Annotated in this window: 13 protein-coding genes; 4 read left to right on the top strand and 9 right to left on the bottom strand. The window is 61.7% G+C overall.

All coding sequences use genetic code 11. From position 1 onward, the window contains the following. Positions 1–7: 7 nt before the first annotated feature. From AB3X96_RS08090 to oxlT, 3 genes are read right to left on the bottom strand one after another with little or no spacing between them, the layout of a single operon-like run. The gene (locus tag AB3X96_RS08090; protein WP_176107660.1) at positions 8–1459 is read right to left on the bottom strand and encodes an aldehyde dehydrogenase family protein; all 1452 of its coding nucleotides are present in this window, start codon (positions 1457–1459) and stop codon (positions 8–10) included. A 23-nt stretch (positions 1460–1482) separates the two neighbouring features. Continuing rightward, positions 1483–2541 carry a LysR family transcriptional regulator gene (locus AB3X96_RS08085; RefSeq protein ID WP_368589287.1) on the bottom strand — a complete coding sequence of 353 codons (1059 nt, stop codon included), beginning with the start codon at positions 2539–2541 and terminating at the stop codon, positions 1483–1485. A gap of 30 nt (positions 2542–2571) precedes the next feature. Then, a complete protein-coding gene (oxlT, locus tag AB3X96_RS08080) occupies positions 2572–3921 on the bottom strand; it encodes an oxalate/formate MFS antiporter (protein WP_368589286.1) in 1350 nt (449 codons plus the stop codon). A 376-nt stretch (positions 3922–4297) separates the two neighbouring features. Between oxlT and AB3X96_RS08075 the strand changes: the two genes are divergently transcribed. Further along, positions 4298–5245, top strand: coding sequence for a LysR family transcriptional regulator (locus AB3X96_RS08075; protein WP_176107657.1), 948 nt, complete (start codon positions 4298–4300; stop codon positions 5243–5245). A gap of 96 nt (positions 5246–5341) precedes the next feature. After that, the gene (locus tag AB3X96_RS08070) at positions 5342–5662 is read left to right on the top strand and encodes a hypothetical protein (RefSeq protein WP_368589285.1); all 321 of its coding nucleotides are present in this window, start codon (positions 5342–5344) and stop codon (positions 5660–5662) included. A 90-nt stretch (positions 5663–5752) separates the two neighbouring features. Here AB3X96_RS08070 and AB3X96_RS08065 read toward each other — a convergent pair whose 3' ends face one another. The 6 genes from AB3X96_RS08065 to AB3X96_RS08040 form a co-directional block, all read right to left on the bottom strand. After that, positions 5753–6598: an NAD(P)(+) transhydrogenase (Re/Si-specific) subunit beta gene (locus tag AB3X96_RS08065; protein WP_368589284.1), complete on the bottom strand. Its 846-nt coding sequence runs from the start codon at positions 6596–6598 to the stop codon at positions 5753–5755. Positions 6599–6652: 54 nt separating this feature from the next. Then, positions 6653–7468, bottom strand: coding sequence for a fumarylacetoacetate hydrolase family protein (locus tag AB3X96_RS08060; protein WP_368589283.1), 816 nt, complete (start codon positions 7466–7468; stop codon positions 6653–6655). A 9-nt stretch (positions 7469–7477) separates the two neighbouring features. Further along, on the bottom strand, positions 7478–8725 hold the full coding sequence (gene frc / locus AB3X96_RS08055; RefSeq protein ID WP_368589282.1) for a formyl-CoA transferase: 1248 nt from the start codon (positions 8723–8725) through the stop codon (positions 7478–7480). A 24-nt stretch (positions 8726–8749) separates the two neighbouring features. Next, on the bottom strand, positions 8750–10513 hold the full coding sequence (locus AB3X96_RS08050) for a thiamine pyrophosphate-binding protein (protein ID WP_368589281.1): 1764 nt from the start codon (positions 10511–10513) through the stop codon (positions 8750–8752). A gap of 438 nt (positions 10514–10951) precedes the next feature. Next, positions 10952–11671, bottom strand: a complete 720-nt coding sequence (locus AB3X96_RS08045; RefSeq protein ID WP_013091210.1) for a GntR family transcriptional regulator — start codon at positions 11669–11671, stop codon at positions 10952–10954. Next, positions 11649–11867 (bottom strand): hypothetical protein, encoded by a 219-nt coding sequence (locus AB3X96_RS08040; RefSeq protein WP_368589280.1) that lies wholly within the window; start codon positions 11865–11867, stop codon positions 11649–11651. Before AB3X96_RS08040 ends, AB3X96_RS08045 begins: the two co-directional genes overlap by 23 nt. Before the next feature lie 675 nt (positions 11868–12542). Here AB3X96_RS08040 and AB3X96_RS08035 point away from each other — a divergent pair. After that, positions 12543–13946 carry an OFA family MFS transporter gene (locus tag AB3X96_RS08035; protein ID WP_176107649.1) on the top strand — a complete coding sequence of 468 codons (1404 nt, stop codon included), beginning with the start codon at positions 12543–12545 and terminating at the stop codon, positions 13944–13946. 10 nt (positions 13947–13956) lie between these two features. After that, complete coding sequence (locus AB3X96_RS08030) at positions 13957–14085, top strand: oxalate:formate antiporter (protein WP_368589279.1); 129 nt, start codon at positions 13957–13959, stop codon at positions 14083–14085. Positions 14086–14112: the final 27 nt, after the last annotated feature.

Below are 14112 nucleotides of genomic sequence, written 5' to 3'. Positions count from 1 at the left end.
TTCGCCGCTATTGATCGATCGCCACCCACACCGCTTTCGGTTCAGTGAAATTCTCGATCGCGACATCGCCATGCTCGCGACCGAAGCCCGAATCGCCAGCACCACCCCATGGCAAACGCACATCCGTATAGCCGTAAGTATTGATCCACACCGTGCCCGCCTTCAGGTCGCGCGCCACGCGATGCACGCGGCTCAGGTCAGCGCTCCATACGCCGGCCGCGAGACTATACGATGTGCCATTGGCGATGCGGACCGCGTCCGCTTCGTCATCGAACCGAATCACGCTTGCCACGGGCCCGAAGATTTCTTCCTGCGAAATGCGCATCTCGTGCTCGACATTCGCGAACACGGTGGGCTCGACGAAAAAGCCGCGATTGCCGACGCGCGCGCCACCCGTCACGAGCGACGCGCCTTCCGAGCGACCTGTGTCGACATAGCTCAATACGGTTTTCATCTGCGCGGCCGAAATCAGCGGTCCCATCGACGTTTCGCGCAGCGACGGATCGCCGACCTTGATCGACTTCGCGCGCGTAGCCAGACGCTCGACCACTTCGTCATACACGTCACGATGCGCGAGTATCCGCGACCCAGCGGAGCACACTTGCCCCGTATTGAAGAACACGCCCGACGCCGCGGCGCGCACCGCATTGTCGAGATTCGCGTCGGCAAAGATCACGTTGGCCGACTTGCCGCCGAGCTCCAGTGTCACGCGTTTGAAGTTGCCCGCCGCGCCCTGCAGGATGCCTCGTCCGACCGAAGGCGAACCGGTGAACGTGACCTTGTCGATACCGGGATGCGACACCAGCGCGTCGCCCACCACACTACCCTTGCCGGTGACGATATTGAGCACGCCCGGCGGCACACCCGCTTCGAGCGCCAACTCGCCGATGCGCAACGCGGTGAGCGGCGTGATCTCGGCAGGCTTGACGATCAGCGTGCAACCGCATGCGAGCGCGGGCGCGATCTTCCACATGCCGATCATCAGCGGAAAATTCCACGGCACGATTGCAGCGACCACGCCGACCGGTTCGCGCAGCGTATAGGTCAATGCATCGGGACGCGTCGGCACCACCTGGCCGTTGATCTTGTCGCACCAGCCTGCGTAGTATTCGACGGTATCGATCGCGGCGGGCACGTCCTGACGCATCACCGCGGCAATCGGCTTGCCGCAGTCGAGACTTTCGAGCGCGCTGAGTTCTTCCATGTTCTCGCGCATCAGGCCCGCGAGCCGTTGCAGGATACGACCGCGTTCGGCGGCGCGAATCGAATTCCATACCTTCAAAGCGCTGCGCGCCGCGCGCACCGCGGCATCGACGTCGGCGGCGCTGCCTTGCGCGACCAGCGCGATCGGATCTTCGGTCGCGGGGTTGATATCGACGGAATATTCGCCGGTGCCTGGCGGCATGCGCTTGCCGTCGATCAACAGATCATGTTGCCTGAGGTCGGACTGGATATCCATCATGAAGCTCCTTGAGTAGGACGTTATGTGGCTGACTGGCGGCGCATCGATCGAATGCCGCGCATCGCGCGAGCTTTTCGGTCGGCCCCTATCAAAGGTTCCGGCAACAGGCTTTGCCGCACCGACTGCCAGCTGAAGCTTTGCGTTGCAGCAGCGGCTGCGGCAGGCACTTCGTCCGCGATGCGCGCATGACCGGTCGTCGATGCGACGAACTGCGCCCACGCAGCAGCCGCATTGGGACGAAGCGAGCGGTTTCTGCGGTGCACGAGTACCGTCGTCAATGTCGCTTCGGGAACCAGCGGACGACTCACCAACGAAGCGCCCGGCGAAGGCCAATGCGCATCGACAGGCAATACGCCGACACCCAGTCCCAATTCGACCATGCGCGCTACCGCCGCGACGTGTCCGAGTTCCTGCATCGGCCGGCGCTTCAATTCGTTCGCGGCGAGTACGGGTTCGAGCGCGGCACGCACGCCGGTATCGGCATTCAGCGTGATCAGCGGACAATCGCGCAACGCGTGCCATTCGATGCTGTCGTTCCGGGCTAGCGGATGTACGGATGGAAGCACCGCATGCAGTGGCGTAGTGAAAAGTACCTGAGCATGTAAGAGAGGACTATCGACGGGTGCGGTCACGCAGACCGCGCCGAAATCCACTTCACCCTGCTCGACACTGGACATTACGCTGCATTGAGGCTGATCCTTGACCGACACGACCAGTTCGGGATAAACCGACGCGCACTGCGCCAAAGCCCGCGGCACCCAGCCCGACGACAACACCGGATTACTCGCGAATAACACGACGCCCGTGTGTCCGTCGTAAGCAGCGCGCTCTTCGAGCAGCGTCAATTCGATTTCGTCGAGCAGCCGGCCGATTCTTCTCTCGAGACTCGCACCCGCATTCGTCAGTTCGACCTGGCGTGTCGTGCGATCGAATAGCTTCAATTCAACCGCGTCTTCCAGTTCACGCACACAACGGCTGATGGCCGACTGCGTCAGATCGAACTCGCGCGCCGCGCGCGTGAAACTGCGCTCGCGCGCGACCGCGACGAATACCTTGAGCTGCTGCAACGAAACATTCATGGCGTCGGTTCCGGGCGCGCGACGCTCACGTTATTCGCCGGACTGTTCCGGCCAGTGACTCATTCTCGACGCATTGCCATTGCCATGACCCGCGACGGCCAGCGCGCCCTGAGGTTCATCGTGCGATTCGATCCAGCGCGTGCGCATCGGCTCGAGGATGAACTTCGCGGAAATGCCCGCTGCGATCGTGATGACGGCGGAAACGATGAAGACGAGGTTCCAGCCGCCCGTCGCCGCGAGTACCGACGCGATCGGCACCAGCAACGAGGCCGTACCCTTCGCGGTGTACAACGTCCCTGCATTGGCGGCCGCATACTTGCTGCCGAACGTATCCGCGCACGTCGCCGGGAAGATCGAGAAGATCTCGCCCCAGAACAGGAAGATCAGCGCGGCAAAGACCATGAAGGCATACGGATTACTGCCGAACTGCATCATGCCGAGCAACGCGAGTCCCTCGCCGATGAAGATCACGAACATCGTGTTTTCACGGCCGATCTTGTCGGAAATGAAGCCGCACAGCGGACGCGTCAAGCCGTTGAAGATATTGTCGATCGACAGCGTGAGAGTCAGCAGCGGCAACGTCGCGCCGAAGACCGACATCGGAATGCGCGCTATGCCCCAGTCTTTCGCGATCGGGCCGATCTGCGCGGTCGCCATCAAACCACCCGCCGCGACCGCGACGAAGGACGCGTAGATCACCCAGAACACTGGCGTTTTGATCATCTGTCGCGACGTGAAATCGACTTTCGACACCGCGAAGCGGCTCTTGCGTACCCCTGCCTGACGCAGGATCGGCCGCGTCAGGAGCATCGCGAGCAGCAGAATGCTGACGCCTTGCACGATGCCGAAGAACAGGAACGTCTCTTCATAGCCGCGGCGCGTAATCATGTTTGCAATCGGAATCACCGTCAGCGCCGCACCCGCGCCAAAGCCCGCGGCCGTCAAACCAGCGGCGAGACCGCGCCGGTCGGGAAACCATTTGAGCGCATTGCCGACACATGTTCCGTACACGCCGCCCGCGCCTATGCCGCCAATCACCGCGGCGAAATACAACATGCCGAGCGTCGTTGCATACGAATTGAGAATCCAGGACAAACCCGCGCATAGCGCGCCGCCTGCCACCACCGGGCGCGGCCCGAATCTATCGACGAGCCAGCCCTCGAACGGCACGAGCCACGTCTCGGTCAGAATGAAGATCGAGAACGCGAGCTGGATCGACGCCTCGCTCCAGTTATGCCGCGCATGCATCGGAGCCACGAATAACGTCCACGCATATTGCAGATTCGCCACCAGCGCCATGCATATCATGCCGATGACCAATTGCGACCATCGGTTACGCCATGACATACCCGTCGTCGATTGCTGAGTGATATTGTCCATGAGCCTTGTCTCCACTATTTATTTAGTGCAGCCGGCTTACGCGCCGCGCTGGATGCGTCCCGCCTTATCGTTATGGCCCGAGAACTTCGCTATTCGGGAAATCTCGAAGTCGATGCTTTCATGCTTTTCCGCAAATCCCCCGAACCCGCGTTTCGATGATAGTTCTTGCTTTATTCCGACCATAACCACGCTTCGTGCCGGTAAGCATTGCAGCTTATTCCCCGCTATTGAGTCCGCCGCCCCACATATCTATGCGTTAACCCGCGTATTGCAGTGGCTATTCGGCTTGTTATGGGTTTCATGCTAGGGTCATCGCTGAATTACTCATAATTAAAGTTTGTTATTATGTCGATTCACGTTTCCTTATACATCGACCATGACGATGCGCAATGCAACTCTGCGGCAACTGAAGGTCTTTGAAACGGTGGCGCGCCACCTGAGTTTTTCGCGCGCCGCGGAAGAATTGCATCTGACTCAGCCAGCCGTTTCCACCCAGGTCCGGCAACTCGAAGAACATGCGGGGCTGCCTCTGTTCGAGCAACTCGGCAAAAAGATTTATCTGACGCCGGCCGGCACCGAAATGCTTCACTACAGTCGCGCGATCATGCAGCAGTTCCATGAAGTCGACGAAGCGATGAGCCAGTTGAAGGGCGTCTCCGGCGGCAAGCTGAATGTCGCCGTGATCAGCGCCGGCGACTATTTCTTTCCGCGCCTTCTCGCCGAATTCACGCGTCGCTATTCGGGTGTCGATCTGAATCTCGCGGTGCACAACCGCGAAGAACTGCTGCATCAACTGGCGACCAATCAGACCGACCTCGCGGTGATGGTGCGTCCGCCGCACGAAACCGACGCGACCAATGAACCGTTCGCGCCGCATCCGTACGTGATCGTCGCGGCGCCCACTCATCCGCTTGCGCACAAGCGCAATATCCGCTTCAGTCAACTCGCGAACGAAGCGTTCATCGTGCGCGAACGCGGCTCCGATACATGGAATTCGATGGAAGAGGGTTTTGCCGGCCGACTGTCCAATCTGAAGATCGCGATGGAGATCAAGAGCACCGAGACGATCAAGCAGGCGGTCATTGCCGGAATGGGCATCGCGTTTCTGTCCGCCCATACGATCAGCCTCGAATTGCAATTGGGTCATCTGGTCGTGCTCGACGTCGAGAGCTTTCCGGTCATGCTCAATTGGTACGTCGTGCATCGGAAGAACAAACGTCTGCCGCCGGTCGCCGTCGCCTTCAAACGCTTCCTGATGGAGGAAGGCGCCAATCTGATCGAAAAGATCACGCGCGTGAAGGAACTGAGCGTGCATAAGCCTTAAGCTATGGAAAGCCAATAAAACTTTAACTATTGCAAATCGATCGCGACTTCTATGCTGCAAGCGAGTTCTCTCACTTGCGAGCCGAGGAGGCCGATCATGAACCACACTCCGGTTGAATCCCGTATCAGTACACGCAACGCTCGCACAGCGGCGGCGGATCACGAGGACCATCCCGACGATGCGCATCTGAGCGCCTACAATGCCGCGTTCAGCGATCTCGGGCTGCGGTTTCGCTGGGACCGCGCGACGCTCGACATGCTGAAAGAGTTCAATGGCGAGTTGGCGCGAATCACCGCTTATATCGAGCGCTATCACAGCCATCTGCATCGCGCGTACGATGCCGACTTTCTCGCGCAACTCATTCTGCACAGGAAGACGCAGTACTACAGCGAATTCGCCGCGGCGGTTGGTGACTAGAAGCATTGAACAAGACTCGGGCGGCGGGATCATCATCCCGCCGTCTTCGCTATTGGCAACCAGGTTTGTCAGAGGTGTATGCATTGTCGACTAGCGGCGCGTAGTGAAATGAACCGGCCGCTTGTGTGTACATTTGCGTGAACCGTCGCGCTGGCGCCCATTACTTCGTCTACCGTCACGCGCATTCCGACGATCTGCCCAGGCGCTCAAGCGCATCACCGCCGGCGCGACATCGCGAAGCGCCCAGGTTTGCTCTTCTCCACCATGCCACTCGATGTTCGCGAGCAGGCCCGGCTTGCCGATCGCGAGGCCCTCGCTGCGCGCGGCGACCGTACGCATGCGCGGTGCGCAACCGTCGTGATGCGCCGCGTGAGCGGGGTCGGCCGAGTACTCGCGGCTAAGCATCAGATGCACGCCCATCGCCATTGCCAGCGCGCCCGTCGCGAGCAATGCCGCGAGTCCGAATGGCTGTGCCTGTTCGGTGACGAAGCTGTAACCGAGCCAGCCGCATAACAGCAGCGCAAACAGATTGACGACGTGATGGCCCGGCAGCGCGGCCGCCTCGAGTTGCAATACGCCGCGCAGTTTGCAGAAAGCGATCGCACAGGTCGCGAAGATCAGCGCGCCGAGCAATACGGCTGAAAATAGTTCGATGCGTTCGGTGTTCTCGCGCGCCGCGGCCAACAGGTAACCCATCAAGCCTATCGACGCGACCGTCAAACCAATGCCGCTGCCGAGCAATGCAAGCATCCGGGCCCTGTGTGTTGGATCTCGTTTGCGCACGCAAGTGTGCCGATGCGCCGAACGCCCGCCGAACTGTCGTCGCGTGAGTACGGTCACTGCCACCGTCAGCACGGCGACCAACGCCATCGCGACGGCCACCGCAAGCAGCAGCAACAGATCCATCAACACGGCACTCCCACAGGCTTGTGGCATGCGTGATCCTCCGTGATGCGATGAAAAGGCAAGAGCCCGAGGTCACTGGCCTCGTCAACCGGCGTTCGCGGTATCGCCCAATCGCCGTGGCTCGTCGCGCGGCGCCGCGCTCAAGGTATTGCTCAGCGTGCCGATCCCATCGATCGTGATCGACACCGTTGCACCGTCCTTGATCGAACCCACGCCCACCGAAGTGCCGCACGCGATCACGTCGCCGGGTTCGAGCGTCAGATCCTGTGAGATCAGACTCACCTGCTCGGCCGGCGAGAAGACCATATCGGCGAGCGGATAGTTCTGACGCTCGACGCCGTCGAGCGTCGTCAGCAGGCGCGCGGCCCGCCAGTCGAAACCGGAGACGATGGCCGGACCCAGACAACAGAAAGTATCGAAGCTTTTCGCGCGGCACCACTGCGGAAAATGCGGATTCTCGTTGAGCAGATCGGCGGCGGTGACGTCGTTGACGAGCGTGAAGCCGAAAATCGCCGCCTCCGCCTGCTGCAAATCCAGATCGCGGCAACGCTGGCCGATCACGATACCGAGCTCGCCCTCGTAGACGATCTTGCCCGCGTAATGCCGTGGCCGGTGGATCGGCTCGCCCGTGCCGATTACCGACGCCGCCGGCTTCATCAGAAACAGTGGATGGGTAGGCACGGGTTTGTCGAGCTTCGCCGCGAGCGCGTGATAGTTATTCCACAGTGCGACGATCTTGCCCGGCGCGCACGGCGCCAGCGGCGTCAGTGCGCGCAGCGACAGAACCGCGCCGGTCGGCACCGGCTGCGCGAGACTTTCGTACTCGTGCAGGTAGGCGCCTTCGACACGACCGAACACGATGCCGCCGTCGCCCGACATGAACCGCATCCACGTCTGCATGCCTCGCTCCTAGATCGCGCCAGCCGTGCGCAGCGCCATGATCTGCTCGGCCGAATAACCGAGCTCGGCCATCACTTCATCGGTATGTTCGCCAAGCAGCGGCGAGCGTTTGACGTCGGTCGGGCTGTCGGACAGCTTGATCGGATTGCCGACGGTCAGATACTTGCCGCGCTGCGGATGATCGACTTCGACGATCGTGCCGGTTTTGCGCAGCGACGGCTCCTCGGCAATTTCCTTCATCGACAGGATCGGCCCGCACGGAATGTCGTATTTGTTCAGGATCTGCATCGCCTCGAATTTGGTCTTCGTCATCGTCCAGCGTTCGATTTCGGCGAAGATCTCCTTCAGTCGCGGCAGGCGCGCGGGCGCTGTCGCGTAGTCGGGGTCCGTGGCCCACTCTTCCTTGCCGATCACGTTGCAGATCTTCGCCCACACGGGCGCCTGCGTGATGAAGTAGATATATGCGTTGGGGTCCGTCTCCCACCCCTTGCACTTCAGAATCCAGCCCGGCTGCCCGCCGCCCGACGCATTACCCGCTCGCGGCACCGCGTCGCCGAACGTGCCGTTCGGATATTGCGGATACTCTTTCATCACGCCGGTGCGATCGAGCCGCTGCTGATCGCGCAGTTTGACGCGGCACAGATTGAGCACGCCGTCCTGCATCGCGGCGAGCACGCGCTGGCCGCGTCCGGTATGCGTGCGTTGATAGAGCGCGGTGACGATGCCGAGCGCGAGATGCAGCCCCGTGCCGCTATCGCCGATCTGCGCGCCGGTCACGATCGGCGGGCCGTCGTCGAAGCCGGTGGTCGACGCGGCGCCGCCCGCGCATTGGGCGACGTTCTCATAGACTTTGCAGTCCTCGTAAGGACCGGGACCGAACCCCTTCACCGATGCGACGATCATGCGCGGATTCAATTCCTGAATCCGCTCCCACGTGAAGCCCATCCGGTCGAGTGCGCCCGGTGCGAAGTTTTCGACCAGTACGTCGCATTTCTGGATCAGCGCCTCGAGCACCTGCTTGCCTTCCGGATGCTTGGTGTCGATCGTGACCGAGCGCTTGTTGTGATTGAGCATCGTGAAGTACAGGCTATCCACGTCGGGAATATCGCGCAGTTGCTCGCGCGTGATGTCGCCCGCGCCTGCCCGTTCCACCTTGATCACGTCCGCGCCGAACCATGCGAGCAATTGCGTGCAGGTCGGTCCCGATTGCACATGCGTGAAATCGAGGATGCGCACACCGTCGAGTGCCTTGGCCATGTCGTGTCTCCTGAACGATGAAGGTTATTTGTACATGGTCTGGTTCTTCGTGCCCGGTGCGTATTCACGCGGGTCGACCCAGATGTTGACCACCGCCGAGCGGCCGGTGCGATGAATCGCTTCGCGCGCACGCTGTAGCGCGCTCGCGATCTGCGCGGGATCGCGCACTTCCTCGCCATAGCCGCCGAGCATTTCGGCGAATTTGTTGAACGGCACGTCGCCGAGCAGATTGCCGACGTTGCCGCGTTCCTCGCCGTACTTGGCAAGCTGGCCGTAGCGGATCTGGTTCATCGCCGAGTTGTTGCCGACCACCGCGAGATACGGCGCGCCGAAGCGATTCGCGGTTTCCATGTCGAACGCGGTCATGCCGAACGAGCCGTCGCCGTAATAGCAGAGCACTTCCTTGTGCGGATGCGCGAGCTTCGCCGCGAGCGCGAAGCCGGTGCCGACGCCGAGCGAGCCGAGCGCGCCGGGGTCCATCCACTGCCCCGGTCGGCGCGGCCGCACCGCTTGCGCGGAGATCGTCACCACGTCGCCGCCATCGCCGATATACACGGTGTCGTCGGACAGGAATTCGTTGAGTTCGTACGCGACGCGGTACGGATGAATCGGCGTGCTATTCGAGCGGAACAGCGGCAGCAGTTTTTCGGTCGCGGTCGCTTCGGCGTCGCGCAACTGCGCCATCCATTTGCGGCGCGCCTGACGCCTGTCGTCCTTGATACGACCGCTCGCGGCTTGCAGCACGGCAGCGAGAATCGCGCCCGGATCCCCGACGAGGCCCAGATCGATATCGCGATTCTTGCCGACGGTTCGGTAGTCCATATCGATCTGCACCAGCGTCAATTCCTTGCTGATGCGTCGGCCGTAGCCCATGCGGAAATCGAACGGCGTGCCGACCACGATCAGCACGTCGGCATTCGCAAACGCCTGCGAACGCGTGCGATCGAAGTGATGCGGATCGCCGGGCGGCAGCAGTCCGCGGCTCGCGCCGTTGAAGTAGCCGGGAATCTCGATGCCGCGCAGCAGCGCGATCGCTTCCTCGTGACCGCGCGCAGTCCACACCTGCTGACCGTACAGGATCGCGGGGCGTTCGGCGTTGACGAGGATATCGGCGAGTTTTTCGATGTCGCGCGGATCGCCGATCGATTTCGTCGACGCGCGATAGCGGCCCGGCCGCGGCACGATCGCGCGCGTCGCGTCGACTTCGCGGTCGAGCACGTCGCGCGGAATTTCCAGGTAGGCGGGACCGGGCGCGCCGTTGAAGCATTCGCGAGCGGCCATCGAGATCATGTCGGCGACGCGCTCGGTGCTCGATACGCTCGCGGCGAACTTCGTGATCGGCGCCATGATGTCGACGTGCGGCAGGTCTTGCAGCGAACCCATCTTGTGCTGGGTCAGGGCGCCCTGCCCGCCGATGTGCAGGATCGGGCTTTCCGAGCGGAACGCGGTGGCGATGCCGGTCACCGCGTTCGTGCAGCCGGGGCCGGCGGTGGTCACGACGCAGCCGAGCTTGCCGGTCTGGCGCGCGTAGCCGTCGGCCGCGTGCGCGGCGACCTGCTCGTGGCGCACGTCGATGATGCGGATGCCTTCGTCGACGCAGCCGTCGTAGATATCGATGATGTGGCCGCCGCACAGCGTGAAGATCGTGTCGATCCCCTCGTTTTTCAGCGCCTTCGCAACCAGATGGCCGCCAGACACGATGCCCGCGTCGCGGGTCTTCTGCTTGAGCGTGTCGTCGGCGGTCGTGGTGGCCGTGGCCGGACTCAGGGATGAAACAACTGCAGACATGGTCATCTCCTCATCTATCGGATGTGCAACGGTTATCGACGGACGCGTCCGCTTCGATATACGTCCGGCTGCACCGACGTCTCACGGCTTCGAAGATACCGTATGTGATATATCACATTGGATCAAGCCGAATTTCGAGACAGAAACGGCGCGAGGTTCGTGCTGCTCAAGCTTGCTAGCCGTAGCTTTGCGCTGAATCTGCAAGGCTTTGCGGCGGTTGTTTCAAGGGAAAACACCGAGTCGCGAATGGCGGCTGTCGTTGTTGATATATCACATACCATATTTTTAAGACCGTCAAGCACTGTTTATCCCGCAACGGGGCGGCAGTCTTCCCGTGCAGGTGCCACCGCTCGCGCGAAGCGCGCGCGAAAAAGCCCGCGGTGCTTGCACACCGCGGGCTTTTCGAAATCGGCAGGCAATCAGGCGTCTACGCCGCCATCAATCGAGAAAATCGCAATTGGCTTCGACGAACGCCGCGAGATCGAGCGAATGCTGACGCGTGAGCCGCTCGGCCAGTTCGGTATCGCGCTTCTCCAGCGCCTCGATGATGCGCAGATGATCGACGATCGAGCGCGCGGCCCGGTCGCTCTGCGAGATGGTCATGCGCCGGATCGCGCGCACGTGGATGAAGATGTTTTTGATGGTGTCGAGAATGATCTGCGACTTCGACAACTCGACGATCGCCTGGTGAAACGCGATGTTCGCGTCCGAATACTCGGCGATATGCTCGGCCGGCGTCGTGTCGCGGAAATTGTCGAACATATGACGCAGGCGGCCGATTTCCTCGTCGGTCGCATGCAGCGTGGCAAGGCGCGCGGCCATGCTTTCGAGCGCGGCCCACATCTGGATCATCTCGACGATTTCGCGCTTGCTCTTGCGCACGATGTAGATGCCGCGCCGCGGCACCATGCGCAAAAAGCCCTCCTGCTCGAGCAGTGTCATCGCCTCGCGCACCGGCGTGCGGCTCACGCCGAGCGATTCGCTGAGCACGCGCTCGTCGAGACGGATTTCTTCGCGATTCTGGTAGATATCCGCGTCGGCGATCGCCTGGCGGAGCATCGCATACGCCTGATCGCGCAAGCTCGCGCTCGCGCCGATGGGCTGCAACGACAGGGTCAACGGGGTGGCCACTGTTTCAGTTGGAAGTTCTGACGACATTCATCGCCTCTGCTCGAACACGCGCGCGATTCGGCGCCGCCGCTTTGCCGCGCTGCTCGCCGAGTCCCACGAAGCGGCCATGCTGCGATGCACGCGCTCCGATCGAGTCGGGAATCCAGTCGGTCAGCAAAACGGTGGCGGCACAGCCCAACCCTACGACAGCGACGGCGAACAGCGCGAGAGGGACGAATTCCACGTGCAACTCCGAAGATTGAGAAAGATGATTCCTCAATCATATGCTGCAACGCCGCATTTTTCAATATTCGGTATGTAGTATATCAACACCTGTTGTTTTTAAGATGCCTCACGTTAGCACGCCATAGGGCTTCGTGGTTCGCCCACATCATTGCCCGCGATGGGTTCCTTGGCGCTTGGCCCGAGAAAAAGAAGGCCTTCTACAGCAGCGGCGTGCAGGTCGGCTACGGCGTCGGGCTCGTGTGTCGACGGGTCTCGTCGCGCCGGCGAAACTCGCCGCCGATACACGACGGGCCGACGTGGCAAAGAAGCCGCGCCAGCCCGTTTCTTTTTCGTGCCGGGCGATCTGCGCGGCTCGCTTGTCGCGCACTTTGCATAGTGCCTCTAGTCGAAAGTTCGAGGCGACCCGGTCGGCGCGTCCCACGCGATTTGCAGAATCGCGTGAAGCGTCGTCGCGTTTGACCAGGATCACACCTTATGTCCGCGCGCTTCATATTGCGAAGCCATCGTCCACGTCCTATTGTCGACCCAGCATGATTTTCGGGTGTGTCGGACCGGTCATATGAAATAAAAGTACATATAGCGATGACGGGGCCGCCCGCGCAAGTTACACTCCGCCGCCTCAGGTAATTGCACGAAACGCCGATAAACAGAACAACTGTAAGGAGACCCACTTATGAGTAGCATCAGCGAGCCGGGCAGCCAACAAGGTTCAGCCCCATTCTTTTCGAAACAGGCCACCATCGCGCAGCCCGGTTTCTCGCGCTGGATGGTGCCTCCCGCCGCTCTGGCCGTGCATCTGTGCATCGGCCAGGCCTACGCGTTCTCGGTCTTCAACGGACCGCTGACCAAGGTGGTCGGCATCACGCAGTCCGCGCCCGATGACTGGTCGCTGACCGCGCTCGGCTGGATCTTTTCGCTTGCGATCGTGTTCCTCGGTTTGTCGGCGGCGTTCGCCGGCAAATGGCTCGAACACGTCGGTCCGCGTCGCACGATGTTCACGGCCGCTTGCTGTTTCGGCGGCGGCTTCCTCGTGTCCGCGCTCGGCGTGTACCTGCATCAGATCGTGCTGCTGTATCTCGGCTACGGCGTGATCGGCGGGATCGGGCTGGGGCTCGGTTATGTGTCGCCGGTGTCGACGCTGATCCGCTGGTTTCCGGACCGCCGCGGCATGGCGACCGGCATGGCGATCATGGGCTTCGGCGGCGGCGCGATGATCGCGGCGCCGTTGTCGGTCGCGCTGATGAAGCACTTTCAAAGCGCGACGAGCATCGGCGTCGCGGAGACCTTCATCGTGCTCGGCATCGTCTATTTCATCTCGATGACGATCGGCGCGCTCGCGATCCGCGTGCCGCCGGCGGACTGGAAGCCGGCCGGCTGGACGCCGCCCGCAGCGACGCAGCACCGGCTGATCACGAGCAATCATGTGCATATCGACCAGGCGTTGAAGACACCGCAGTTCTATCTGATCTGGCTCGTGCTGTTCCTGAACGTGACGGCTGGCATCGGCATTCTCGGCCAGGCCTCGGTGATGATCCAGGAGAGCTTCAAGAACACGGTGACGGCTGCCGCGGCGGCCGGCTTCGTCGGGCTCCTGTCGCTGTTCAACATGGGTGGGCGTTTCGTGTGGGCGTCGGCGTCGGACTGGATCGGCCGCAAGAACACCTACTACATCTTCTTCGCGCTCGGCGCGGTGCTCTACTACCTCGTGCCGAGCTTCGCCGCGAACGGACAGATCGCGCTGTTCGTGCTGACATACTGCATCATCCTGTCGATGTACGGCGGCGGCTTCGCGACGGTGCCGGCCTATCTCGCCGACATGTTCGGCACGACGTTCGTCGGCGGCATTCATGGACGTCTGTTGACCGCGTGGGCCGCGGCCGGCGTCGCGGGTCCGGTGCTCGTCAACTACATCCGCGCGTATGAAGTCGCGAACGGCGTAGCGAAAGCGGACGCGTACACGATGACCGTACACATCATGGCCGTGCTGCTCGTGATCGGCTTTATCTGCAACCTGCTGGTCAAGCGTGTGGACGAGAAGCACCACATGACCGATGCACAAGTCGCCAAGGGCGCGTGAGGAGATCCGTATGTCGACCGTTCAAACCGTACATCCGACCAACAAGGTGATGCTTGTGGTGTTCTGGCTGTATGTGATGGTGCCGCTTGCGTGGGGGGTCATCAATACGCTGACGCAGGCGACGAAGTTGTTCAAGTGACGATGTGATGTGGTGCGCACCCCGGCC

Origin of the sequence: Paraburkholderia sp. BR13439, assembly GCF_040948805.1 — a bacterium.
Classification (GTDB): domain Bacteria; phylum Pseudomonadota; class Gammaproteobacteria; order Burkholderiales; family Burkholderiaceae; genus Paraburkholderia; species Paraburkholderia youngii.
Note: the sequence above shows the minus strand (reverse complement) of the source record. Positions and strands in the feature narration are given on the sequence as shown.

Bases quoted from the DNA above. Each gene is read 5' to 3' on its own strand.
- oxlT (WP_368589286.1), bottom strand. From the start codon at position 3,921: ATGGACAATATCACTCAGCAATCGACGACGGGTATGTCATGGCGTAAC.
- frc (WP_368589282.1), bottom strand. From the start codon at position 8,725: ATGGCCAAGGCACTCGACGGTGTGCGCATCCTCGATTTCACGCATGTG.
- AB3X96_RS08075 (WP_176107657.1), top strand. From the start codon at position 4,298: ATGACGATGCGCAATGCAACTCTGCGGCAACTGAAGGTCTTTGAAACG.
- AB3X96_RS08060 (WP_368589283.1), bottom strand. From the start codon at position 7,468: ATGCAGACGTGGATGCGGTTCATGTCGGGCGACGGCGGCATCGTGTTC.
- AB3X96_RS08070 (WP_368589285.1), top strand. From the start codon at position 5,342: ATGAACCACACTCCGGTTGAATCCCGTATCAGTACACGCAACGCTCGC.
- AB3X96_RS08035 (WP_176107649.1), top strand. From the start codon at position 12,543: ATGAGTAGCATCAGCGAGCCGGGCAGCCAACAAGGTTCAGCCCCATTC.
- AB3X96_RS08050 (WP_368589281.1), bottom strand. From the start codon at position 10,513: ATGTCTGCAGTTGTTTCATCCCTGAGTCCGGCCACGGCCACCACGACC.
- AB3X96_RS08085 (WP_368589287.1), bottom strand. From the start codon at position 2,541: ATGAATGTTTCGTTGCAGCAGCTCAAGGTATTCGTCGCGGTCGCGCGC.
- AB3X96_RS08065 (WP_368589284.1), bottom strand. From the start codon at position 6,598: ATGCCACAAGCCTGTGGGAGTGCCGTGTTGATGGATCTGTTGCTGCTG.
- AB3X96_RS08045 (WP_013091210.1), bottom strand. From the start codon at position 11,671: ATGTCGTCAGAACTTCCAACTGAAACAGTGGCCACCCCGTTGACCCTG.
- AB3X96_RS08090 (WP_176107660.1), bottom strand. From the start codon at position 1,459: ATGGATATCCAGTCCGACCTCAGGCAACATGATCTGTTGATCGACGGC.
- AB3X96_RS08030 (WP_368589279.1), top strand. From the start codon at position 13,957: ATGTCGACCGTTCAAACCGTACATCCGACCAACAAGGTGATGCTTGTG.